Below are 24,740 nucleotides of genomic sequence, written 5' to 3'. Positions count from 1 at the left end.
GTCATCTGCGATTGATGGCGACAGACGATTCGGCTTTTGCGGTAAGTTTTTCCTATTATTTTTCGACCGTTAGTCGATTGGCTGCGTCAAAGACTTCGTGGGATGTAGGACGTTTGCCTTGAAAGCGCGGGCAATCGGCACCACATTGAGCACAATCCAGTTTTTTCCTCGGGCGACGTTCGTCGTTTGCGGCCTTTCTTGTTCCTGCCGGTTTGACCGCGCAGGCGCGATTCCTTGCTCCGAGAACCGAGAGGTATGCATGTCTGAATTCCAGCTAGTCACCCGCTTCGAGCCTGCCGGCGATCAGCCGGAAGCCATCCGTCTGATGGTCGAGGGCATCGAAGCCGGGCTGGCGCACCAGACACTGCTCGGTGTGACCGGCTCGGGCAAGACCTTCAGCATCGCCAACGTGATCGCGCAGGTGCAGCGTCCAACCCTGGTGCTGGCACCGAACAAGACCCTGGCGGCGCAGTTGTACGGCGAGTTCAAGGCGTTCTTTCCGAACAACGCCGTGGAGTACTTCGTTTCCTACTACGACTACTACCAGCCCGAAGCCTACGTCCCGTCTTCCGACACCTTCATCGAGAAAGACGCCTCGATCAACGATCACATCGAGCAGATGCGCCTGTCCGCGACCAAGGCATTGCTGGAGCGCAAGGACGCGATCATCGTCACCACGGTGTCGTGTATCTACGGCCTGGGCAGCCCGGAAACCTATTTGAAGATGGTGTTGCACGTCGATCGCGGCGACAGGCTCGATCAGCGCGAATTGTTGCGGCGCCTGGCTGACCTGCAGTACACCCGCAATGACATGGATTTCGCCCGGGCGACCTTTCGCGTGCGCGGCGATGTGATTGATATCCACCCGGCGGAATCCGATTTTGAAGCGATCCGCATCGAGCTGTTCGATGATGAAGTGGAGAGTCTGTCGGCGTTCGATCCGCTGACTGGCGAAGTCATCCGCAAGCTGCCGCGCTTCACCTTCTACCCGAAAAGCCACTACGTGACGCCGCGGGAAACCCTGATGGGCGCCGTCGAAGGGATCAAGGTCGAGTTGCAGGAGCGTCTTGAATACCTGCGCTCCAACAACAAACTGGTGGAAGCCCAGCGTCTGGAGCAGCGCACCCGTTTCGACCTGGAGATGATCCTTGAGCTGGGCTATTGCAACGGCATCGAAAACTACTCGCGCTATCTGTCCGGTCGTGAAGCCGGGGCGCCGCCACCGACCCTTTACGACTATCTGCCGGCCGATGCCTTGCTGGTGATCGATGAATCCCACGTCAGCGTGCCGCAGGTCGGTGCCATGTACAAAGGTGACCGTTCGCGTAAAGAGACCTTGGTGGAATACGGTTTCCGCCTGCCATCGGCGCTGGATAACCGGCCGATGCGTTTCGACGAATGGGAAAGCATCAGCCCGCAGACGATTTTCGTCTCGGCGACCCCGGGTAACTATGAAGCCGAGCACGCCGGTCGAGTGGTTGAACAAGTGGTGCGTCCGACCGGCCTGGTTGACCCGCAAGTGGAGATCCGCCCGGCGCTGACCCAGGTCGACGACTTGCTCTCGGAAATCACCAAGCGGGTGGCGGTCGAGGAACGGGTGCTGGTCACCACGCTGACCAAGCGCATGGCCGAAGACTTGACCGATTACCTGGCTGACCACGGTGTACGTGTGCGTTACCTGCACTCGGACATCGACACCGTCGAACGGGTGGAAATCATCCGCGATCTGCGCCTGGGCACGTTCGATGTGCTGGTAGGGATCAACTTGCTGCGCGAAGGCCTGGATATGCCGGAAGTGTCGCTGGTGGCCATCCTTGATGCGGACAAGGAAGGCTTCCTGCGTTCCGAGCGCTCGCTGATCCAGACCATCGGCCGCGCGGCGCGTAACCTCAACGGTCGGGCGATTCTCTATGCCGATCGCATTACCGGCTCCATGGAGCGGGCGATTGGTGAAACCGAGCGCCGGCGCGACAAGCAGATCGCCTTCAACCTGGCCAACGGCATCACGCCCAAAGGGGTGTTCAAGGACGTTGCCGACATCATGGAAGGCGCCACCGTGCCGGGTTCGCGCAGCAAGAAGCGCAAGGGCATGGCCAAGGCTGCCGAGGAAAACGCCCGGTACGAAGCCGAGTTGCGCTCGCCGGGTGAGATCGCCAAGCGAATCAAGGCTCTGGAAGAGAAGATGTACCAACTCGCCCGTGACCTGGAGTTTGAAGCCGCGGCGCAGATGCGTGATGAGATAGCCAAGTTGCGGGAGCGGTTGATCACGGTTTGAGATTTGTAGCGCTCTGGCCGGCCCCTTCGCGGGCTTGCCCGCGATGAGGCCCGTCCAGGCACTATAGATTCAGTGTGCTTCCCCAGCCTTCAGCCCCGCCGGCAATGTCTTGGTCAACAACACCGCCAGCATGCTGATCCCCAGCGCAATCCCGACAAAATGAAACGCATCGTTGTAAGCCATGATCGACGCCTGCTGGTGGGCGATCTCGCTGAGTTTGCCCAGCGCCGCCGTTTCACTGCCCAGTTTATCGGTCAACGTCGCCAGGCGCTCGGCCACTTGCGGATTGCTTGGCACAATGGACTCACGCAAATAATCGAAGTAGGTCTTGGTTCGCGCATCCAGCAACGTGGCAAGGAGGGCGATGCCGATGGCGCCTCCGAGGTTGCGCAGGATGTTGAACAGGCTCGACGCCGAGCCCGCATCTTGAGGCAGGATGTAGGCGGTGGCGATCAACGAGATGGTGACCATGATCAGCGGCTGACCCAGCGCGCGGATGATCTGGATCTGGTTGAACTGCGGGCCGGCGAAGTCCGGGTTCAACACCCCCGAGGAAAAACTCGCCAGGCCGAACAGGCCGAAGCCAATCGTGCACAGCCATTTCGGCGAGACAACCTTCATCAACTTGGGTACCAGCGGAATCAGGAACAATTGCGGCACGCCCATCCACATGATCACTTCGCCGATCTGCAGGGCGTTGTAGTTCTGGATTTGCGCCAGATACAGCGGTAGCAGATAGATCGAGCCATACAGGCCGACACCCATCCCGACACTGGAAATGCTCGACAGACCGAAGTTGCGATTGCCGAGGATGCCGAGGTTGATCAGCGGATTGGGCTTGGAAAACTGCACGATCACGAAGGTAATCAGGCTGACCAGCGCGATACTGCCGAGGGCCACGATCAGATTGGATTCGAGCCAGTCCTTGCGATGGCCTTCCTCCAGAAATACCTGCAGGCAGCCCAGGCCCACGCCGAGGGTGACAATCCCGGTGTAGTCAGTGCTTTTCAGCAGTTCCCAGTGTGCTTCTTTCTTCTCCAGACCGTACATCAGGCCGGCGATCATGAGCAGACCGGGAGGTATGTTGATGTAGAAAATGTATTCCCAGCCCCAGTTTTCCGTCAGCCAGCCGCCGAGGGTCGGGCCGATGGACGGGGCGAAGGTGGCGGTCATAGCGAACATGGCCATGCCTTTGGCGCGGTGATGCTCGGGCAGTTTGATCAGGGTCAGGGTAAACGCCAGCGGAATCAACGCGCCGCCGGTAAAGCCCTGCAAGGCGCGAAAGACGATCATGCTCTCCAGGCTCCATGCCATTGAACACAGCAGCGAGGCGACGAGAAAGCCGAGGGACACCCACACCGCCAGGCGCCGCGCCGACAGCAGCTGTACCAGCCAGGCAGTCAGCGGGATCATGATGATTTCCGCCACCAGGTACGAGGTGGAAATCCATGAACCTTCCTCCAGGGTCGCCGACAGCGCGCCCTGAATATCCTTGAGCGATGAATTGGTGATCTGGATGTCGAGTACCGCCATGAACGCGCCGAGCATCACGCTCATCACCGCAATCCAGTCCCGCCGCGTCGGTTCCCCGACCGGGCGGATCAGTTGATCACCGGTCATCGCCAGCGGCGTCTTTAATGCTCACGTTGGCAGTGACCTCGTCAGGGGTGCCCCTGATGTTCACTTTGACGGTGACTGACATGCCAGGGCGGATCTTGCCGCGCAACGGGTTGTCGGCGGCGAAGGTCAGTTTTACCGGAATCCGTTGTACGACTTTGGTGAAGTTGCCCGTGGCATTGTCCGGCGGCAACAGGCTGAACTGCGCGCCCGAGGCGGCGAACAGGCTATCGACCCGGGCCTCGATCGGCGTGTCGCCATAGGCATCGAAGGTCAATTCCGCTTTTTGGCCGGGCTGCATATGGCCAATCTGGGTTTCCTTGAAGTTGGCCTGAATCCAGATGTCTTCATCGGGAACGATCGACAGCAGATAGGCGCCGGCCTGCACGTACTGGCCATTGCGCGCGGCGCGCTGACCGATCAGGCCACTGATGGGCGCGTGAATTTCGCTGCGCGTGAGGTTCAATTCGGCCTGGGCCAGATCGGCCCTGGCGTTGGCGATCTGCGCGTCGAGGCGCTTGATCTCGGCGGTCAGCGCGTTCACTTGCTGGCGCTGGCTTTGGGCATCCGCCTGGGCCTTGTTCAGTTGCGAGCGTGCAATGTGGTTGTCGGCGGAGAGGGTGGTCACCCGTTCCTCCGAGACGTAGCCGGGCTTGCGCAGGGTCTGGGCGCGGGACAGGTCAATTTGCGAACGGCCCAGGCTGGCCTGGCTGGATGCGACTTGCGCTTCGCTGGCGGCAATCAGGCTGGCCTGCTGGGTCAATTTGCTCTGGGCCTGCAGGCGCTCGGCCTGGCGGGTGGCGAGGGTGGCGTTGGCGCGGTCGACGGCGAGGCGGAAATCATCGCCTTCAAGCCTGATCAGTATTTGGCCTTTCTCGACGTGCTGGTTGTCTTGCACCAGCACCTGATCGATGCGCGCGCCCAACTGGCTCGACACACGGGTGATCTCGCCCTGGACATACGCGTTGTCAGTGCTTTCATAGAACCGTCCCTTGAGGAACCAATGGGCAAAAAAGCCCCCGGCAACCAGCAGGACAATCAACAGGAAACTAAACAGGCGACGCTTGAGTTGGGCAGGCATGGGCTGACTGTAGTCGAGAAATTGCAAGGAAAGTTATCAGCAGGTGAATCTGGCATACAGCCGATAGACGGTAAATGCCATCGGCTGATATTCGGTCATTCACCGCGTCATACGGGGGTTACAGTCGCAACCTTGGCTTAAATGCCCTGTTCACTGGAGCCGGGCGGTCTGCGCCTGTTACCATTCGCCCCTTGTTAAATCTTTGCTTTTATTCTTTTCGAGACATGCCATGACCACCGTCCGCACTCGCATCGCGCCATCGCCTACCGGGGACCCCCACGTAGGTACCGCTTACATCGCATTGTTCAACTACTGCTTTGCCAAGCAGCACGGCGGTGAGTTCATCCTGCGGATTGAAGACACCGACCAGTTGCGTTCGACCCGCGAGTCCGAACAGCAGATTTTCGATGCCTTGCGCTGGTTGGGCATCGACTGGAGCGAAGGCCCGGACGTCGGCGGCCCGCACGGTCCGTACCGTCAAAGCGAGCGCGGCGATATTTATCAGAAGTACTGCCAGCAACTGGTCGACATGGGGCATGCTTTCCCGTGCTTCTGCACCGCTGAAGAGCTGGACCAGATGCGTGCCGAGCAAATGGCCCGTGGCGAAACCCCGCGTTACGACGGCCGCGCGCTGCTGCTGTCCAAGGAAGAAGTCGCGCGCCGCCTGGCTGCCGGCGAGCCGCACGTGATCCGCATGAAAGTGCCGAGCGAAGGCGTCTGCGTAGTGCCGGATATGTTGCGTGGCGATGTCGAAATCCCGTGGGATCGCATGGACATGCAAGTCCTGATGAAGACCGACGGCCTGCCGACGTACTTCCTGGCCAACGTGGTCGACGACCACCTGATGGGCATCACCCACGTATTGCGTGGTGAAGAATGGCTGCCATCGGCACCGAAACTGATCCTGCTGTACGAATACTTCGGTTGGGAACAGCCGGAACTGTGCTACATGCCGCTGTTGCGTAACCCGGACAAGAGCAAGCTGTCCAAGCGCAAGAACCCGACCTCGGTGACCTTCTACGAGCGCATGGGCTTCATGCCGGAGGCCATGCTCAACTACCTGGGCCGCATGGGCTGGTCGATGCCGGACGAGCGCGAAAAGTTTTCACTGCAGGAAATGGTCGACAACTTCGACCTCAAGCGCGTTTCCCTGGGCGGGCCGATTTTCGACATCGAGAAGCTGTCGTGGCTCAACGGCCAGTGGTTGCGCGATCTGCCGGTGGAAGAGTTCGCCGCCCGCGTGCAGAAGTGGGCATTCAATTCCGAATACATGATGAAGATCGCGCCGCACGTGCAGGGTCGGGTTGAAACCTTCAGCCAGGTCGCGCCGCTGGCCGGCTTTTTCTTTGCCGGTGGTGTCAATCCGGACGCCAAGCTGTTCGAGTCGAAGAAACTCTCGGGTGATCAGGTTCGCCAGTTGATGCAGTTGATTCTGTGGAAGCTCGAAAGCCTGCGTCAGTGGGAAAAGGACAGCATCACCGCGACCATCCAGGCGGTCGTGGAGTCCCTTGAGCTGAAGCTGCGCGATGCCATGCCGCTGATGTTCGCCGCGATCACCGGCCAGGCCAGCTCGGTGTCGGTGCTCGATGCGATGGAAATCCTCGGTCCGGACCTGACCCGTTTCCGTCTGCGCCAGGCGATCGACCTGCTGGGCGGCGTGTCGAAGAAAGAAAACAAAGAGTGGGAAAAGCTCTTGGGCGCTATCGCCTGATTGCGTTTGATTCCGTAGGAGCTGCCGAAGGCTGCGATCTTTTGATCCTGCTCTTCGGCGCTTTCCCCCGGATTTTCGGGGGGAGGGCGGTAAGTGATTGTTATGTCGGCAAAAAACTTTAAATTTTTTGAAAAATAAGTTTGACAGCCTTTCGATACGCCCTTAAGATTCGCCCCGTCCTCAGCGATGACATCAACGATGAGGGGCTATAGCTCAGCTGGGAGAGCGCTTGCATGGCATGCAAGAGGTCGACGGTTCGATCCCGTCTAGCTCCACCAATTTACACTTCAAGGTCTGGCCACACCGGCCTTGAAGCGATCAACACTCAGCGTTGGTCAGTTGTATAGAAGGGTTTGCGTCCCCTTCGTCTAGTGGCCTAGGACACCGCCCTTTCACGGCGGTAACAGGGGTTCGAGTCCCCTAGGGGACGCCAGTTTTACAGAAGCGATGTTGCAAGATGTCGCTCCGCCGCGAGGCGAAAAATCCGGGGCTATAGCTCAGCTGGGAGAGCGCCTGCATGGCATGCAGGAGGTCAGCGGTTCGATCCCGCTTAGCTCCACCAATTTACAGTTCAAGGTCTGGCCACACCGGCCTTGAATAGATCAGCTCTCAGCACTGATCAGTTGTATAGAAGGGTTTGTGTCCCCTTCGTCTAGTGGCCTAGGACACCGCCCTTTCACGGCGGTAACAGGGGTTCGAGTCCCCTAGGGGACGCCACGATTACCCGCTCTGCGGGATTTTATAAGGGTCATTCAATTATTGAATGGCCCTTTTGTTTGTCTGGCGTTTAGCCAAATCCCCCATTTCTTTCAAACTGTTCTTCAGACCAGCGGTCACATCCACGACTTGCAGAAAATTATTATGAGAATAATATTCTAGTCGTAATATTCGGAGGCAACGATGAACGATAAAAAAGCTCAAACCCGCGAACGCATTCTCAAGGCCGCCAGCGCAGCGCTGATTCAGCGTGGTCCGGCCGAACCAAGCGTGGGCGAAGTGATGGGCGCAGCCGGCCTGACCGTCGGCGGCTTCTATGCGCACTTCGAAAGCAAGGACGCGATGATGCTGGAGGCGTTCAAGCAATTGCTGGGTCGCCGTCGTGACTTGATTGCCGACATGGATGCCGAGTTGACCGGTGAAGAGCGTCGCGCCTTGGTCGCAGCGTTCTATCTGTCGCGCAAACACCGTGATTCCAGCGAGTCTGCGTGCCCGATCCCGGCCTCTATCGGCGAGCTCGGACGTCTGCCTGAGACGTTCCGGATTGCGCTGAACGAGCATTTGGAGTTGATGGTCGCGCAGTTGGCGGCCAGTCCTGAAGATATCGACAAAGCTTTGGCCGACATGGCCTTGATGGTGGGCGGTCTGGCGCTTGCACGGGCACTGGGTCCTGGTGATTTATCCGATCGATTGCTTCGCGCCGCCAAGTCTGCGGTGCGTTGACCTGAAGGCAAAGCCTTGGGAGACAGCGATGAGCACGTTGAAGTGGGTTCGTGGCGTTAATGGCACCTTGGGTTGGTTTGCTCCGAAACTGGTCGCAAGCAAAATGCGACTGGCGTTCATGACGCCGCGAGATTTTCCACCGCGTGATTGGGAGTTGCCGCTACTGGCGAAATCCGAGCGGATCACTTTGCGTTTCGGTCTCTCGGCGTTGCGTTGGGGGCAGGGGCCGGCGGTGCTGTTGATGCACGGCTGGGAGGGTCGGCCGACGCAGTTTGCCAGTCTCATCACTGCGCTCGTCGATGCCGGTTACACCGTGGTTGCCCTCGATGGTCCGGCACACGGTCGCTCCCCAGGCACCGAGGCGAATGTCGTGTTGTTTGCTCGTGCCATGCTCGAAGCCGCCGCCGAGTTACCACCATTGCAAGCGGTTATCGGTCACTCCATGGGCGGCGCCAGTGCCATGCTTGCCGTGCAGCTGGGCTTGCGTACCGAAACGCTGGTCAGCATCGCCGCACCGGCGCGGATCCTCGGCGTGCTGCGTGGTTTCGCCCGTTATGTGCGATTGCCACCGAAAGCCCGCTCGGCATTCATTCGCCAGGTCGAAAAAGACGTTGGCATGCGTGCTGCCACGCTGGATGTCGCGCACTATCAACTCGACATGCCCGGCCTGATCGTCCACGCCGAAGACGATGACTTTGTCCCGGTCAAGGAATCTCAATTGATCCACGAAGCCTGGTTCGACAGCCGCCTGTTGCGCCTGGAAGAGGGTGGTCATCAGCGAGTCCTTGCTGATCCCCGGGTCATTGATGGTGTGTTATCACTGCTGGCCGGTCGCAGTCTGCAATCGCGCCAATCGGCCTGAGCTTCCGTTACACTGCCCCGGTCGAAATCATCTGACCGGGAGTGGGGCATGGGCTGGGATCGGGCAACGCCATTTATCATTGATCTGCAAGTGGGCGCCGAGGACATCGACGGGCTGGGGCACGCCAATAACGCGGTGTATGTGACCTGGCTCGAACGCTGTGCCTGGCGCCACTCCCAACGCCTTGGCCTGGATCTGGTCGAATACCGTCGGCTGGACCGGGCGATGGCAGTGGTGCGACATGAGATCGATTACCTGGCGGCCGCCTATGAAGGCGACGAACTGCAATTGGCGACCTGGATCGTCGATTGGGACCAGCGCCTGAAAATGACCCGCCATTTCCAATTGAAGCGCCCCAGCGACAATTCGACGTTGCTGCGCGCGCAAACCACCTTCGTCTGCATCGAACTGTCCACGGGCAAGCCCAAGCGCATGCCGGTCGAGTTCATTGAGGGCTATGGTCCGGCGTTGCAGGTATTGGATACCGCCAAAATCTAACAATATGGGAGCGGGCTTGCTCCCACAGGGGAATCTGCGATGTTCTGCAGATTCCCTCTGAAACCAGTAAACTGCCGCACGTTTTTCGTTGAGTGTGTTTTTCATGCAAATTGCTTTGGCGCCCATGGAGGGGTTGGTCGACAACATCCTGCGCGACGTACTGACCCGTGTGGGTGGTATCGATTGGTGCGTGACCGAATTTATCCGGATCAACGATCAACTGCTGACGCCGGCCTATTTCCACAAATTCGGCCCTGAACTGCTGACCGGTGCCCGAACCGCGTCCGGTGTGCCGCTTCGCGTGCAATTGTTGGGTTCAGACCCGGTTTGCCTGGCGGAAAACGCCGCGCTGGCCTGTGAGCTGGGTTCGGAAGTGATCGACCTGAACTTCGGCTGCCCGGCCAAGACCGTGAACAAATCCCGTGGTGGCGCGGTGCTGCTCAAGGAGCCTGAGCTGCTGAACCGGATCGTCGAGCATGTCCGGCGCGCCGTTCCGGCGAACATTCCGGTAACAGCCAAGATGCGCCTGGGTTTCGACAGCCCGGACGGCTCGCTGGTGTGTGCAACGGCCCTGGCCGAAGGCGGCGCGGAACACATCGTGGTTCACGCGCGGACCAAGACCGACGGCTACAAGCCACCGGCACACTGGGAATGGATTCCGCGGGTACAGGACGTGGTCAAGGTGCCGGTGTTTGCCAACGGCGATATCTGGAGCGTCGAAGACTGGCGTCGTTGCCGCGAGATCAGCGGCGTGGAAGACATCATGCTGGGCCGCGGTCTGGTTTCGCGTCCGGATCTGGCTCGGCAAATCGCCGCGGCGCGTGCCGGCGAGGAGATCGTCGAGATGACCTGGGCCGAACTGCTGCCGCTGCTCCAGGACTTCTGGCTGCAAGCCAAGGCACAGATGACGCCACGTCAATCGCCGGGACGATTGAAGCAGTGGCTGGCGATGCTGACGCGCAATTACCCCGAAGCGGCCGAGTTGTTCAGCGTTCTGCGTCGTGAAACCGAGCCGGAACAGGTTTCGCATTTATTAGGTTTGGGCATAACAAAAGCGGCTTGAATGGGTAAATAAATCTGTAAAAAATCTCTTGAAAAGCAATCAGCGGTCCCTATCTAAGGATTACGCGATGCCGAATTCGGGTCGCGGAGACAAAAAACTTGCTGATATGTTTTCAGGAGATTTGAATCATGAACACTACATTTTCCATGGCGCCACTGTTCCGTTCCTCGGTTGGTTTCGACCGTTTCAATGATCTGTTCGAAACCGCCTTGCGCAACGAACCAGGCAGTACTTATCCGCCCTACAACGTGGAAAAACACGGTGACGATCAGTATCGCATCGTTGTAGCGGCCGCCGGTTTCCAGGAAGAAGATCTGGACCTGCAGGTGGAAAAAGGTGTGCTGACCATCAGTGGTGGAAAGCGTGATGCTGACGATCAGGTCACTTATCTGTATCAGGGCATCGCACAGCGGGCTTTCAAGCTGTCGTTCCGCCTGGCGGACCATATCGAAATCAAGGCCGCCGACCTGAGCAATGGTCTGTTGAGTATCGATCTGTTGCGGGTGGTTCCGGAAGAGGCTAAAGCCAAGCGCATTCCAATCAATAACGGTGCGCAAAAGCCGGCTCTGCAGCACTGAAACAGGGCCAACAAGAAGGGCGCCAATGGCGCCCTTCTTTGTGCCTGCGATTTAACGCTGCCCGGCCACTTCCACAGCACGCGGATGCCGGGACGAAAACAGCAAGCCACCGGCGATTTGCCAGATCACGGCAAAGGCGCCGACCAGAAACACGATGTCGCCGAAGGTGCGGACCCAGCGCAGGTTTTGCAGCAGGTCCTGCTGCATGAACGCTTCGCTGCGGGCGTACCACAAGCCCTGGCTGGCGCTCGCGTGGAACTGCAGGATACCGATGGGCAAGAGGCTGGTGACGATCATCAGCATCAGGCCGCCGTTGAGCCACCAGAACCCGGTGTTCATCAGTCGGTCGTTGAACTGCAGGTTCGGTCGCAGGTAACGCAGGATCAGCAGGCTGAAGCCCAGCGCCAGCGAGCCGTAAACCCCGAACAAGGCAGCGTGTGCATGCATGGGCGTGGTGTTCAGGCCCTGGATGTAAAACAGCGCAATCGGCGGGTTGATCAGGAAGCCGAACACGCCGGCACCAAGCATGTTCCAGAACGCCGTGGCGATGAAGAATTGCAGCGGCCAGCGAATCTGCGTCATCCAGGTTGCGCGTTCTTTCAGGCGCCAGTTTTCCCAGGCTTCGTGCCCCAGCAAAATCAGGGGGACCACTTCCAAGGCGCTGAAGGTTGCGCCCACGGCCATCACCGGCGTGGTGGTGCCGGCGAAGTAAATGTGGTGAAACGTGCCGGGAACGCCGCCGAGCATGAACAGCGAGGCCGAGCCGAGGGTGGCGGTGGTGGCCAGACGCTTGGAAACCAGGCCCATGCTGGTAAAGATAAAAGCCAGGGCGGTGGTGGCAAAGACTTCAAAGAAACCTTCGACCCACAGATGCACGACCCACCAGCGCCAGTATTCCATGACCGACAGGTTGGTGCGCTCGCCGTAGAACAGCCCCGCGCCGTAGAACAGACCGATGGCCACCACGGACGCAGCGAGCAGCGCCAGCAGATTTTTATCACCGGGCTGGCGCAGGGCAGGGACCATGGCGCGCAACATCAGCACCAGCCAGAACACGATTCCGGCGAACTTGGCGATTTGCCACAGGCGGCCCAGGTCTACGTATTCGTACCCCTGATGCCCCAGCCAGAAGCTCCAGTGCTGTGGCATCAATTGCGCGATGGCCAGGAAATTGCCGGCATAGGAACCCACAACCACCAATACCAGCGCCCAGAACAGCACATCGACGCCGAGCTTCTGCCATTTCGGGTCTTTTCCGCCGTTGATGAGCGGCGCCAGAAACAGGCCGGCCGCGAGGAATCCGGTGGCGATCCAGAACATGGCACTCTGCAAATGCCAAGTCCGGGTCAACGAGTAGGGGAACCACTTCGACAGCGGTAGCCCGTAGAAATCCTGGCCCTCGACGGTGTAATGCGCCGTCACCCCGCCCATCAATACCTGGAAGCCGAATAGCGCACCGACCAGCAGCAAGTACTTGCCCAGGGCCTTTTGCGAAGGTGTGAGTTTGATCAAGCTCAATGGATCCTTGGCCGGGACCTTGGGCTCGCCTTCTTCGTGGTTGCGCAAGAATGCCCAGCCCCAGACCAGGAAAGCGATACCCGCCAGCAACACGACGATGCTGACAATCGACCAGACGATGTTTTCGGCGGTCGGGTGGTTATCGATCAAGGGTTCGTGGGGCCAGTTGTTGGTAAAGGTCGCGTCCTGGCCATCGCGTTCGGTGGCGGCGGCCCAGGCGGTCCAGAAGAAAAAGTACGTCAACTGCTGGCGTCGCGCGGCATCTGGCAAGGTGTTTTCTTTCATGGCAAAGCTTTCGCGGCTGCCGTGCAGTGAGCCGTCGTTGCCGAACAGCGCGTGGTAATGCGCGGCGGTTTGCGTAATGGCCTGCGCGCGGCGCTCGCTGAGTACCAGGGTGCCGTTCACCAGTCGGTTGCCGCGGTACTCGCGTTTGAGTTGATGACGCAACAGAGCCTGCTGATCGTCATCGATGGCCTGGTAAGCCTTGCCGTAAGCCTGCTGCGCCGCCAGGTCCAGCCAGGCGAGCAGCTCGCGGTGCAGCCAGTCGGCGGTCCAGTCCGGCGCCTGATAGGCACCATGACCCCAGATCGAGCCCAGCTGCATGCCGCCAATGCTCTGCCAGGCGGTCTGGCCATCGAGGATGTCGGAGGCACGGAACAGGGTTTTGCCTTCGACGTTTTGCACCTGCTCGGGAATGGGCGGTGCCTGTCGATAAATCTCGCGACCGAACCATCCGAGCAGACAGAAAGTTACGCCGAGGACGCCAATCAGCGACCACCATAATTTGCGGTATTCACCCATGGAATCACCTCAATGTTCCAAAAAAAAAACGCCCGCATAACGGGTATGCGGGCGCAGAAAACCCGGCCCTGTGATCGGGAAGAGTGGCCGGGGTATTGCACGGGAGAATGATCGGCTGCCGCGATCATTCATCGGCGGGGCGGGACGTTTGTCTGCCGACCGAATGCGTGGATTCAATGTAAGGCGCACACGGTACGACGTCACTCGGACTCAGGGTCAGTGGGGTCATGTGTGGGTTTAAGCGATTCATACACAGGTATGACGGCTGAAGGAGGCATTTGTAGGAGCTACCGCAGGAGGACTCTGTTACCTCAGCAGTTTTTGGAACTCTTCCACTGGCAACGGCAAGCTGTGCAGATACCCCTGATAAAAGTGACAACCCAGCCCTTGCAGGAAATCGAGTTGGTCTTGTGTCTCCACGCCTTCGGCAATCACTTTCAGTTCCAGGCTGCGGGCCATGGCGACGATAGCGCGGATGATCTCGGCGTCGTTGGGGTCGGTGGTGGCGTCGCGAATGAACGACTGGTCGATTTTCAGGGTGTCGACCGGCAGGCGCTTGAGGTAGGTCAATGAGGAGTAGCCGGTGCCGAAATCGTCCATGGCAAAGCTCACGCCGAGTTTTTTCAGGCGCAGCATTTTGCTGATGGTGTCTTCCAGATTCTGGATGACGATGCCTTCGGTGATTTCCAGTTTCAGCAGAGAGCAGGGCAGGCCGTAGTGGGCGAGGCTCTCTTCGATGCGCTCGACGAAGTCATTCTGGCGGAATTGCCGTGGGCTGATGTTCACGCACAGGCTGAAATCCTGCGGGTCCACCAGTCCGTTGGCGATCAGTTGCCTGAAGGCCTGGCAGGCCTCGTCGATGATCCAGGTACCGACCTCCAGGATCAGGCCGCTGTCCTCCAGTACCTTGATGAACTCGGCGGGCGATTGCGCGCCGAGTTCCGGATGGGTCCAGCGCACCAGCGCTTCGGCACCGACGATGCGATTGTTCCGGGCATCGAGTTGGGGTTGGTAATGCACGTGAAACTCACCCCGGGACAGCGCCAGGCGTAGATCCGTCTCCATGCGCAGGCGCTCGCTCGCGGCCTTCTGCATGGTGTTGTGATACATCTGCGCGGTATTGCGCCCCGAATCCTTGGCGCGATATAGGGCGATATCGGCGCGTTTGAGCAGGTCGGTCGGCGTCGAACCGTGATCGGGAATCAGTGCAATGCCGATACTCGGTGTCACCTGCAGGCGCTGGCCGTCGAGGAACATTGGCTCGGACAACAATTCGCGCAAGGTGTCGGCCAGTCCCCGCACCTGGTCGCTGACCTCGTAGCGCGAACCTTCGAGGCCGCTGAGCAGCACCACGAATTCGTCACCGCCCAGACGCGCGACGGTGTCCTCCATACGCACGCTGGCTTCCAGGCGCGCGGTGATGATTTTCAGCACCGTATCGCCTACCGGATGGCCGAGCGAGTCGTTGATGTGCTTGAAGTGGTCGAGGTCGAGGAACATCAGCGCGCCGCGCAGATTGTGGCGCTTGAGCAGGGCAATCTGCTGGCTCAGGCGATCCATCAGCAGCGCGCGGTTGGGCAGGTTGGTCAGCGGGTCGTGGTAGGCGAGGTGGCGGATCTGTGCCTCGGCGTTTTTCAGCAGGCTGACGTCCCGCGCGGTCAGCAACAGGCACGCGGTTTCATTGAGGGTGATCGGTTCCACCGAGACCTCGACGGTCAGCAACTCGCCGCGCTTGTTGCGCCCGAGCATTTCCTGGTGATGGACCCGGCCCTTGATCTGCAGTTCGGCCAGCAACGCCGAACGCTGCTTCTCTTCGGCCCAGATGCCGACCTGATAGACCGTGCGGCCGATCACTTCGTCGGCGCGGTAGCCGGTCAGGCGGCAGAAGCCGTCGTTGACCTCCAGATAGCGCCCGGTGTCGCGTTCGGTGATGGTGATGGCATCGGGGCTGGAGTGGAACGCCTTGGCGAACTTCTCTTCACTGGCCTTGAGTGCCGCTTCCGAGCGTTGTTGCTGGGTAATGTCGCGCAGGGTGGTGACGATGCACGGCTGGTCACCGACGCTGATCTGGCGGCTGGAAATCACGCAGGTCAGGGATTGCCCGTCCTTGTGCTGGACGATGATCGCCACATTGTTCAGCGCTTGTTCGCGGATAACCTGTTCGATCCGCTGCAGGCTTTTCGCCGAAGCATCCCACAGGCCGATTTCGTCGGCGCTGCGGCCGATCACGTCGGCGGCGCTCCAGCCGAACGTCTGGGTGAAACTGGAGTTGATCTCGATGAACTGCCCGGTGTCCTGGCGGGTCACGCAGATCGGGTCCGGGCTGACCTGGAACAGCGTGGCGAACTTTTCCTCGGAAGCCACCAGTCGTTGTTCGCGTTCAACCTGATCGGTGATGTCGAGCAAGGTGCCGGCCATGCGCAGCGGCACGCCGTTGTCATCGCGGTAGAGCCGGGCGCGGCTTTCCAGGTAGCGCGAGCTGCCATCCGGCAGTTGCACGCGATAGGTCAGTTGATAGTTGCCGGCCGGGCCTTCGCGCAAGCTGCGGTAGGCGTCGCGCATGGAGCTGCGTTCTTCGCCGGGCACGCCTTCGAAAAACTCTTCGAAAGACTCATGGAAGGGTTTGGGCTCCATGCCGTGCAACTGCGCGGCGCGGGCCGAGCCATAGAGCATGCCGCTGGGAATGTGCCAGTCCCAGGTGCCCAGTTGCGCCGAATCCAGGGCCAGGTCGAGGCGTTCCTGGCTGTCTTTGAGCGCGTGCTCGGCAGCTTTGCGCTCGGTGGTGTCGAGGAAGGTACTCAGCAGATAGGGCTGACCCTCGAGTTCGACCTTTTGTGCGCTGAGGATGCCGTCGTGGATCTGGCCGTTGCTGGCGCGAAACTGCACCTCCATGCTGGTCAGTTCGCCCTTGGCCTTGGTGGCCTTGACCAGTTCCGACCGTTGCTCGGGGTGCACCCACAGGCCCAGCTCCAGGGTGGTACGGCCGATGGCGTCCTGCACTGGCCAGCCGAACAGGCTTTCGAAATATTGGTTGGCTTCGGTGATCAGGCCGTCTTCCTGGCGGGTCAGCAGCACCATGTTCGGGCACAGGTGAAACAACGTGGCGAAGCGTTTTTCCGAACTGCTCAATGCCTGTTCGCGCTGGCGCTGGTGAGTGATTTCGCGGATCACGCCGATCATCCGAGGGCGACCGTGCTTGTCCGGCAACAGGCTGCCGTTGATCTCCAGCCAATGCAGGCTGCCGTCAGGCCAGCGAATGCGATGGTGCATCGCTTGTTCCAGTGGTGCTCCGGCGATCACCGCATGGAAGGCGCGAACGGCTTTCGCCCGGTCTTCGGGGGGCAGCAAATCGAGGTATTCCAGATCGGCCGGCAAAGGTTGCCGTGGATCGAAGCCGAACAATGCCTGTGTACCCCGCGACCAACTGATCTGGCCGCGCTCGATATCCCAATACCACGCACCCAGACGCGCACCGTTCAGGGCGGCCAGCAATTGGGGGGCACTTTCCCAGCTCTGCTCGGAGCGTTTGGGGTCAAGTGCCTGAATACGCGGCATCGGCGGAATACGGTCAACAGATTTCGGCATTGGCAAGCCTTAGGCTGAAGTGGGCATTAGGCACAGGAATTCGCGGCTCTATAGGCGTAGCACAAGTTAGCCTTGAGTCCCTGGCAAATCGATTTGAGCCTCCAGCAAGGCCATGAAGGCCCGTGCTGCATTCGATAGCGTCCGTTCTGTGTGCAGGATATAGCCTAGCTGGCGAGACAGTTGTATGCCCGGTAAAGGTATTCGTGCAACTTGATCATCAAGCATGGTGCGCGGCAGGACGCTCCAGGCCAGGCCGATCGACACCATCATCTTGATGGTTTCCAGGTAATTGGTGCTCATGGCGATGTTCGGCGTCAGGCCCTGGGCTTCGAACAGGCGCTGGACGATATGGTGGGTAAAGGTGTTGCCGCCAGGGAATACCGCCGGATGGCGGGCGATGTCCGCCAGGCTGACTTTGCCGTTGTGCAGCAGCGAATGCTCCGGGGCGACCACGAAGTCCAGCGGGTCGTCCCACACAGGCGTGGCCTTGACCAGCGCGTGGGGTTCCGGCGCCAGGGTGATGACAGCCAGTTCGGCGCGGCCATGCAGAATCTCTTCGTAGGCCACTTCCGAATCGAGGAACTGAATATCCAGTGCGACGTCAGGGTAGCGTCGGGTGAACTCCCTTAATAAGGGCGGTAAACGGTGCAGGCCGATGTGGTGACTGGTGGCCAGGGTCAGACGACCGGTTACCTCGCCGGTGAGGTTGGTCAGGGCGCGGCGCGTATCATCGAGGACGTTCAGGATTTGGTAAGCACGGGGCAGCAGGGCACGGCCGGCTTCGGTCAGGCCCACTTCACGGCCCAGCCGATCGAACAGTCGCACCTTCAATTGCTGTTCCAGGCCGGCAATGCGTTTGCTGATCGCCGGTTGGGTCAGATGCAGCCTTTCACCGGCCCCGGAGAAGCTTCCGGTCTCGGCAATGGCGATAAAGGCATTGAGATTGGCCAGGTCCATGGGTGCATTCCAGTTGGTTATCCAAAGCATAAAAAATATGAATTTGAGTTATTTAATGTAACCCCATAGGATCAGCCTCACAAGCCAAAGGGTTATTGAATCGCTCAAGACCCAGGGCATAGAAACAAGCTGATGAGGAAACCGTCTGATGGCCGGCAAAACGCTCTACGACAAGCTCTGGGATTCGCATTTGGTCAAGCAGCGCGACGATGGCTCTGCGCTGATCTACATCGACCGTCACATCATCCATGAAGTGACCTCGCCGCAAGCCTTCGAAGGCTTGCGTCTGGCCGGGCGCAAGCCTTGGCGCATCGATGCCAACATCGCGACCCCGGATCACAACGTACCGACCACGCCGGAGCGCAAGGGCGGCATCGAAGCCATTGCCGACCAGGTCTCGCGTTTGCAGGTCCAGACCCTCGACGATAACTGCGACGAATACGGCATCGTCGAATTCAAGATGAACGACGTCCGTCAGGGCATCGTCCACGTCATCGGCCCGGAGCAGGGCGCCACCTTGCCGGGCATGACCGTGGTCTGCGGCGACTCCCATACCTCGACCCACGGCGCGTTCGGTGCCCTGGCCCACGGTATCGGCACTTCCGAGGTCGAGCACGTACTCGCCACCCAGTGCCTGGTCGCCAAGAAAATGAAGAACATGCTGGTGCGCGTCGAAGGCCAATTGCCGTTCGGCGTGACCGCCAAGGACATCGTTCTCGCTGTGATCGGCAAGATCGGCACCGCCGGCGGTAACGGCCACGCCATCGAATTCGCCGGCAGCGCGATTCGCGACCTGTCCGTCGAAGGCCGCATGACCATCTGCAACATGTCCATCGAGGCCGGCGCGCGCGTAGGTCTGGTGGCTGCGGACGAAAAAACCGTGGCTTACGTCAAGGGCCGTCCGTTCGCGCCGAAAGGCACGGAGTGGGACTTGGCGGTCGAAGCCTGGAAAGACCTGGTGTCCGACGCCGATGCGGTGTTCGACACCGTCGTCGAGCTCGACGCCACCCAGATCAAGCCGCAAGTCAGCTGGGGTACTTCGCCCGAGATGGTGTTGGCGGTCGATCAGAACGTGCCGGATCCTGCGAAGGAAATGGACCTGGTCAAGCGCGGTTCCATCGAGCGTGCCTTGAAATACATGGGGTTGACCGCCAATCAGGCGATCACCGACATTCAGCTGGACCGTGTGTTCATCGGCTCCTGCACCAACTCGCGGATCGAAGATTTGCGCGCTGCTGCGGTCATTGCCAAGGGCCGCAAAGTGGCATCGACCATCAAGCAAGCCATCGTGGTGCCGGGCTCGGGCCTGGTGAAGGCGCAGGCCGAATCGGAAGGCCTGGACAAGATTTTCCTCGAAGCCGGTTTCGAATGGCGCGAGCCGGGTTGCTCGATGTGCCTGGCAATGAACCCGGACCGCCTGGAGTCCGGCGAGCATTGCGCTTCGACCTCCAACCGAAACTTCGAAGGGCGTCAGGGCGCCGGTGGCCGTACCCACCTCGTCAGCCCGGCCATGGCCGCCGCCGCCGCGGTAAACGGTCGTTTCGTCGACGTCCGTGAATTGATCTAAAGGAGCGCAGCATGAAAGCTTTCACCCAGCACACTGGACTTGTCGCGCCTCTGGATCGTGCCAACGTCGACACTGACCAGATCATCCCGAAGCAATTTCTGAAGTCGATCAAGCGCACGGGTTTCGGCCCGAACCTGTTCGATGAGTGGCGCTACCTGGATGTGGGGCAACCGTATCAGGATAACTCCAAGCGGCCGCTGAACAAGGATTTCGTCCTCAATGCCGAACGCTATCAGGGCGCCAGCGTGTTGCTGGCCCGTGAGAACTTCGGTTGCGGCTCCAGCCGCGAGCACGCGCCATGGGCGCTGGAAGAATACGGTTTCCGCAGCATCATCGCGCCGAGCTATGCCGACATCTTCTTCAACAACAGCTTCAAGAACGGCTTGCTGCCGATCATCTTGAGCGACGCTGAAGTCGATGAGCTGTTCAAGCAGGTCGAGGCCAATCCGGGCTACCAGTTGCAGATCGATCTGCAAGCCCAGACCGTGACCCGTCCGGACGGCAAGGTGCTGAACTTCGAAATCGATGCATTCCGCAAGCATTGCCTGCTCAATGGCCTGGACGACATCGGCCTGACCTTGCAGGACGGCGATGCGATTGCGGCGTTCGAAGCCAAGCATCGGGCGAGCCAGCCGTGGTTGTTTCGCGACGCGTGAGATTTATGTAATCAGGGCCCGAACAAACACCGCAAGACTAAACCCTGAAAAAGGAAGTCCCCATGACCAGCACCGCCCAGCACAGTCAGGTAGTCCAGAAGCAATTCGGTGAACAGGCCGCGGCCTACCTGAGCAGCGCCGTCCACGCTCAAGGCACCGAATTCGCACTGCTACAGGCCGAATTGGCGGGGCAGGGCGATGCCCGTGTGCTGGACCTGGGCTGCGGCGCCGGTCATGTCAGTTTTCACGTGGCCGCGCTGGTGAAAGAAGTAGTGGCCTACGACCTGTCGCAGCAGATGCTCGACGTGGTTGCCGCTGCCGCGGTCGATCGTGAGCTGAGCAACGTGTCCACGGTCCTTGGCGCCGCCGAGCGCCTGCCATTCGCCGATGGCGAGTTTGATTTCGTCTTCAGCCGGTATTCGGCACACCATTGGAGCGATCTCGGCCTGGCCCTGCGGGAAGTTCGCCGGGTGCTGAAACCGGGTGGCGTAGCGGCGTTCATCGATGTGTTGTCACCGGGCAGCCCGTTGTTCGACACTTACCTGCAAAGCGTCGAAGTGCTGCGTGACACCAGCCATGTGCGCGATTATTCCGCCGGTGAGTGGTTGCGCCAGGTCAGTGAGGCAGGGTTGCACACCCGCAGCACCACGCGTCAGCGGCTGCGCCTGGAATACAACTCCTGGGTCGAACGCATGCGTACGCCGCAGGTGATGCGCGCGGCGATCCGCGAATTGCAGCAGTCGATGGGCAACGAAGTACGCGAATATTTTGAGATTGAGGCCGATGGTTCGTTCAGTACCGATGTGCTGGTCCTGATGGCCGAACGATAAGAATTTTTCCGGGCGCGCCCAAGGGCGCACCGACTGATGACATGAGGAAAGCATGAGCAAGCAGATTCTGATTCTCCCAGGTGACGGTATTGGCCCGGAAATCATGGCCGAAGCGGTCAAGGTCCTGGAGCTGGCCAACGACAAGTTCGCCCTGGGCTTCGAGCTGAGCCACGACGTGATCGGTGGCGCGGCCATCGACAAGCACGGCGTGCCGCTGGCCGACGAAACCCTCGAGCGTGCCCGTGCGGCCGATGCGGTGCTGCTGGGCGCCGTGGGCGGTCCGAAATGGGACACTATCGAGCGTGACATCCGCCCTGAGCGGGGTCTGCTGAAAATCCGTGCGCAACTGGGCCTGTTCGGCAACCTGCGTCCGGCGATCCTGTACCCGCAACTGGCAGAAGCTTCCAGCCTGAAAGCGGACATCGTGTCCGGCCTGGACATCCTGATCGTTCGCGAACTGACCGGTGGCATCTACTTCGGCGCGCCACGCGGCACCCGTACCCTGGAAAATGGCGAACGTCAGTCCTATGACACCCTGCCGTACAGCGAAAGCGAAATCCGTCGCATCGCCCGTGTCGGTTTCGACATGGCCATGGTGCGCAACAAGAAGCTGTGTTCGGTGGACAAGGCCAACGTACTGGCATCCAGCCAGTTGTGGCGTGAAGTGGTCGAGCAAGTCGCCAAGGATTACCCTGAAGTCGAACTGAGCCACATGTACGTCGATAACGCGGCCATGCAGCTGGTGCGTGCACCGAAGCAGTTCGACGTGATCGTCACCGACAACATGTTCGGCGACATCCTGTCCGACCAGGCGTCGATGCTCACCGGTTCCATCGGCATGTTGCCGTCGGCGTCCCTGGACACCAACAACAAGGGCATGTACGAGCCTTGCCACGGTTCGGCACCGGACATCGCCGGCCAAGGCATCGCCAACCCGTTGGCGACTATTCTGTCGGTCTCCATGATGCTGCGTTACAGCTTCAATCAGCAGGCCGCGGCCGATGCCATCGAGAAAGCCGTCAGCCTGGTGCTGGATCAGGGCTTGCGCACGGGTGACATCTGGTCGACCGGATGCACTAAAGTCGGTACGCAGCAAATGGGTGACGCAGTAGTCGCCGCGCTGCGGAATCTGTAATCTCTCGGGCCCGCTGCCCATTTCACCCCCGAAAGCAGCGGCCCACATTTCAAGAAGGTGTAGTTGCGATGAAACGTGTAGGTCTGATCGGTTGGCGCGGTATGGTCGGTTCCGTGCTCATGCAGCGGATGCTGGAAGAGCAGGATTTCGATCTTATCGAGCCGGTGTTTTTCACCACTTCCAATGTCGGTGGCCAAGGCCCGTCCGTGGGCAAGGACATTGCTCCGCTCAAGGACGCTTACAGCATTGAAGAGCTGAAAACCCTTGACGTGATTCTGACCTGCCAGGGTGGCGACTACACCAGCGAAGTCTTCCCCAAGCTGCGCGAATCCGGCTGGCAGGGTTACTGGATCGACGCCGCTTCCAGCCTGCGCATGCAGGATGACGCGGTCATCGTGCTGGACCCGGTCAACCGCAAGGTCATCGACCAGCAGCTGGACGCGGGCACCAAGAACTACATCGGCGGCAACTGCACCGTCAGCCTGATGCTGATGGGCCTGGGCGGCCTGTTCGAAGCCGGTCTGGTGGAGTGGATGAGCGCCATGACCTATCAGGCGGCCTCCGGTGCCGGCGCGCAGAACATGCGTGAGCTGATCAAGCAAATGGGCGCGACCCACGCTGCTGTCGCCGATCAACTGGCCGACCCGGCCAGCGCGATCCTCGACATCGACCGTCGTGTCGCCGAAGCCATGCGCAGCGACGCATACCCGACCGAAAACTTCGGTGTACCGCTGGCCGGCAGCCTGATCCCGTGGATCGACAAGGAACTGCCGAACGGCCAGAGCCGCGAAGAGTGGAAGGCCCAGGCCGAGACCAACAAGATCCTCGGTCGCTTCAAGAGCCCGATCCCGGTGGATGGCATTTGCGTGCGCATCGGCGCCATGCGCTGCCACAGCCAGGCCTTGACCATCAAGCTGAACAAAGACGTACCGATCGCCGACATCGAAGGGCTGATCAGCCAGCACAACCCATGGGTCAAGCTGGTGCCGAACAACCGCGATATCAGCATGCAGGAGCTGAGCCCGACGAAAGTCACCGGCACCCTGAACGTACCGGTCGGCCGTCTGCGCAAGCTGAACATGGGTTCGCAATTCGTCGGCGCGTTCACCGTTGGCGACCAGCTGCTGTGGGGCGCGGCCGAACCGCTGCGTCGCATGCTGCGGATCCTGCTTGAGCGTTGATCGACTGAAGCAATGAAAGAACCCGCGCCTTGGAAGAGGTGCGGGTTTTTTTATGGGGTTGGATTCGCCCTTCAGGTCCTCTTCGCGGGCAAGCCTCGCTCCTACGGGTTGTGCGGTATTTTGTAGGAGCGAGGCTTGCCCGCGAAAGGGGCCGGACCAGGCGCCGCAGATCCTGTCGAATTGCCTGCATGCCCACCACCCGGTAAAGTGCCGCTCCCCCCGTTTCGCCAGAGGTAAAACCATGAGCCAGTCCTTTGATATTGCCGTGATCGGCGCCACCGGTACTGTCGGCGAAACGCTCGTGCAGATTCTTGAAGAACGCGACTTCCCGGTCGGCAACCTGCACCTGCTGGCCAGCAGCGAATCCGCCGGCAGTTCAGTGCCGTTTCGCGGCAAGAACGTGCGGGTGCGGGAGGTCGATGAATTCGACTTCAGCAAAGTCCAACTGGTGTTCTTCGCCGCTGGTCCGGCGGTAACCCTGAGTTTCGCTTCGCGTGCCACGGCCGCGGGTTGCTCGGTGATCGACCTGTCTGGCGCATTGCCCGCCGATCAGGCGCCGCAAGTGGTACCGGAAGCCAATGCACACGTGTTGGCCAACCTGAAAAAGCCTTTCCAGATCAGCAGCCCGAGTCCCTCGGCCACCACCCTGGCGGTGGTACTCGCACCGCTGCTGGGCTTGCTCGATTTGCAGCGCGTCAGCCTGACGGCGAGCCTTGCCGTGTCTGCCCAGGGGCGCGAAGCCGTCACCGAGCTGGCTCGACAGACTGCCGAACTGCTCAATGTGCGTCCTCTGGAACCGACATTTTTCGACCGGCAGATGGCTTTCAACCTGTTGGCTCAGGTCGGCAAGCCGGATGAGCAAGGCCATACGCTGCTGGAAAAACGCTTGGTGCGCGAGCTGCGCCAGGTCATGGCGCTGCCCGCATTAAAGATTTCTGTCACTTGCATTCAAGCCCCGGTGTTTTTTGGCGATAGCTTTAGCGTGACCTTGCAGTCGGCGAGCGAGATCGACCTGGCCAAAGTCAACGCCGCGCTGGAAGACGCCCCCGGTATCGAGCTGGTCGAAGCCGGCGATTACCCGACACCGGTCGGCGACGCGGTAGGGCAGGATGTGGTCTACGTTGGTCGGGTTCGCCACGGTATCGACGACCTGTCGGAACTAAATGTGTGGCTGACGTCAGATAACGTACGCAAAGGCGCCGCGCTTAATGCTGTGCAGCTGGCTGAATTGTTGATAAAAGACCTGCTGTAAAAGATACTTGGCGACAAATTTTCGAATGGTTTCGGGCGAGCGCCATGCTTGGCCGGAATGCTGAAGGCGAGTCACCCTGAGGGGCTTTCCAGGGCATGCACGAAACGATCGCGCGCGACGACCCTTCGCCGCC

18 protein-coding genes and 4 tRNA genes are annotated in these 24,740 nt (G+C 60.1%); 17 read left to right on the top strand and 5 right to left on the bottom strand.

The annotated features are described in order from the left end of the window. The first annotated feature begins 259 nt into the window (after positions 1-259). Complete coding sequence (gene uvrB / locus FFS64_RS24415; protein ID WP_137807464.1) at positions 260-2,275, top strand: excinuclease ABC subunit UvrB; 2,016 nt, start codon at positions 260-262, stop codon at positions 2,273-2,275. Between the two features lie 69 nt (positions 2,276-2,344). Here uvrB and FFS64_RS24410 read toward each other — a convergent pair whose 3' ends face one another. Further along, complete coding sequence (locus FFS64_RS24410) at positions 2,345-3,835, bottom strand: MDR family MFS transporter (protein WP_170948754.1); 1,491 nt, start codon at positions 3,833-3,835, stop codon at positions 2,345-2,347. A 49-nt stretch (positions 3,836-3,884) separates the two neighbouring features. Next, the gene (locus tag FFS64_RS24405) at positions 3,885-4,973 is read right to left on the bottom strand and encodes an HlyD family secretion protein (RefSeq protein ID WP_137807462.1); all 1,089 of its coding nucleotides are present in this window, start codon (positions 4,971-4,973) and stop codon (positions 3,885-3,887) included. Positions 4,974-5,202: 229 nt separating this feature from the next. Between FFS64_RS24405 and gltX the strand changes: the two genes are divergently transcribed. From gltX to FFS64_RS24355, 10 genes are all read left to right on the top strand, one after another. Beyond that, positions 5,203-6,684 (top strand): glutamate--tRNA ligase, encoded by a 1,482-nt coding sequence (gene gltX / locus FFS64_RS24400; protein WP_007956429.1) that lies wholly within the window; start codon positions 5,203-5,205, stop codon positions 6,682-6,684. Positions 6,685-6,886: 202 nt separating this feature from the next. Beyond that, positions 6,887-6,962 (top strand) — tRNA-Ala (locus FFS64_RS24395). Between the two features lie 79 nt (positions 6,963-7,041). Then, positions 7,042-7,117: transfer RNA gene (locus tag FFS64_RS24390), tRNA-Glu, on the top strand. A gap of 53 nt (positions 7,118-7,170) precedes the next feature. Continuing rightward, positions 7,171-7,246 (top strand) — tRNA-Ala (locus tag FFS64_RS24385). Positions 7,247-7,325: 79 nt separating this feature from the next. Further along, positions 7,326-7,401, top strand: a tRNA-Glu gene (locus FFS64_RS24380). Positions 7,402-7,584: 183 nt separating this feature from the next. Continuing rightward, entirely contained in the window at positions 7,585-8,124 is a 540-nt protein-coding gene (locus FFS64_RS24375) for a TetR/AcrR family transcriptional regulator (RefSeq protein WP_095193294.1), read from the top strand. A 28-nt stretch (positions 8,125-8,152) separates the two neighbouring features. Continuing rightward, on the top strand, positions 8,153-8,986 hold the full coding sequence (locus tag FFS64_RS24370) for an alpha/beta fold hydrolase (protein WP_137807461.1): 834 nt from the start codon (positions 8,153-8,155) through the stop codon (positions 8,984-8,986). 48 nt (positions 8,987-9,034) lie between these two features. Next, positions 9,035-9,484, top strand: coding sequence for a thioesterase family protein (locus FFS64_RS24365; protein WP_137807460.1), 450 nt, complete (start codon positions 9,035-9,037; stop codon positions 9,482-9,484). Between the two features lie 103 nt (positions 9,485-9,587). Then, positions 9,588-10,547 (top strand): tRNA-dihydrouridine synthase, encoded by a 960-nt coding sequence (locus tag FFS64_RS24360; RefSeq protein WP_137807459.1) that lies wholly within the window; start codon positions 9,588-9,590, stop codon positions 10,545-10,547. A gap of 128 nt (positions 10,548-10,675) precedes the next feature. Further along, the gene (locus tag FFS64_RS24355) at positions 10,676-11,125 is read left to right on the top strand and encodes an Hsp20 family protein (RefSeq protein WP_137807458.1); all 450 of its coding nucleotides are present in this window, start codon (positions 10,676-10,678) and stop codon (positions 11,123-11,125) included. Positions 11,126-11,176: 51 nt separating this feature from the next. Here FFS64_RS24355 and FFS64_RS24350 read toward each other — a convergent pair whose 3' ends face one another. The 3 genes from FFS64_RS24350 to FFS64_RS24340 form a co-directional block, all read right to left on the bottom strand. Continuing rightward, positions 11,177-13,444, bottom strand: a complete 2,268-nt coding sequence (locus FFS64_RS24350; RefSeq protein ID WP_137807457.1) for a nitric-oxide reductase large subunit — start codon at positions 13,442-13,444, stop codon at positions 11,177-11,179. Positions 13,445-13,750: 306 nt separating this feature from the next. After that, on the bottom strand, positions 13,751-17,029 hold the full coding sequence (locus FFS64_RS24345) for a PAS domain S-box protein (protein ID WP_137807456.1): 3,279 nt from the start codon (positions 17,027-17,029) through the stop codon (positions 13,751-13,753). 66 nt (positions 17,030-17,095) lie between these two features. Further along, positions 17,096-17,986 carry a LysR family transcriptional regulator gene (locus FFS64_RS24340; protein WP_137807455.1) on the bottom strand — a complete coding sequence of 297 codons (891 nt, stop codon included), beginning with the start codon at positions 17,984-17,986 and terminating at the stop codon, positions 17,096-17,098. A gap of 148 nt (positions 17,987-18,134) precedes the next feature. Between FFS64_RS24340 and leuC the strand changes: the two genes are divergently transcribed. The 6 genes from leuC to FFS64_RS24310 all read left to right on the top strand — a co-directional run bounded on the left by leuC (position 18,135) and on the right by FFS64_RS24310 (position 24,607). Beyond that, positions 18,135-19,553: a 3-isopropylmalate dehydratase large subunit gene (gene leuC / locus FFS64_RS24335; RefSeq protein WP_137807454.1), complete on the top strand. Its 1,419-nt coding sequence runs from the start codon at positions 18,135-18,137 to the stop codon at positions 19,551-19,553. 11 nt (positions 19,554-19,564) lie between these two features. Then, positions 19,565-20,209: a 3-isopropylmalate dehydratase small subunit gene (gene leuD / locus FFS64_RS24330; protein ID WP_137807453.1), complete on the top strand. Its 645-nt coding sequence runs from the start codon at positions 19,565-19,567 to the stop codon at positions 20,207-20,209. A 62-nt stretch (positions 20,210-20,271) separates the two neighbouring features. After that, on the top strand, positions 20,272-21,039 hold the full coding sequence (locus FFS64_RS24325; RefSeq protein WP_137807452.1) for a class I SAM-dependent methyltransferase: 768 nt from the start codon (positions 20,272-20,274) through the stop codon (positions 21,037-21,039). Positions 21,040-21,091: 52 nt separating this feature from the next. Beyond that, a complete protein-coding gene (leuB, locus tag FFS64_RS24320; RefSeq protein WP_137807451.1) occupies positions 21,092-22,174 on the top strand; it encodes a 3-isopropylmalate dehydrogenase in 1,083 nt (360 codons plus the stop codon). A gap of 68 nt (positions 22,175-22,242) precedes the next feature. After that, on the top strand, positions 22,243-23,355 hold the full coding sequence (gene asd / locus FFS64_RS24315) for an aspartate-semialdehyde dehydrogenase (protein WP_137807450.1): 1,113 nt from the start codon (positions 22,243-22,245) through the stop codon (positions 23,353-23,355). Positions 23,356-23,596: 241 nt separating this feature from the next. Beyond that, positions 23,597-24,607, top strand: coding sequence for an aspartate-semialdehyde dehydrogenase (locus FFS64_RS24310; RefSeq protein ID WP_137807449.1), 1,011 nt, complete (start codon positions 23,597-23,599; stop codon positions 24,605-24,607). Positions 24,608-24,740 lie beyond the last annotated feature (133 nt).

It is taken from the genome of Pseudomonas sp. G(2018) (assembly GCF_005502415.1).
Taxonomy (GTDB): domain Bacteria; phylum Pseudomonadota; class Gammaproteobacteria; order Pseudomonadales; family Pseudomonadaceae; genus Aquipseudomonas.
Note: the sequence above shows the minus strand (reverse complement) of the source record. Positions and strands in the feature narration are given on the sequence as shown.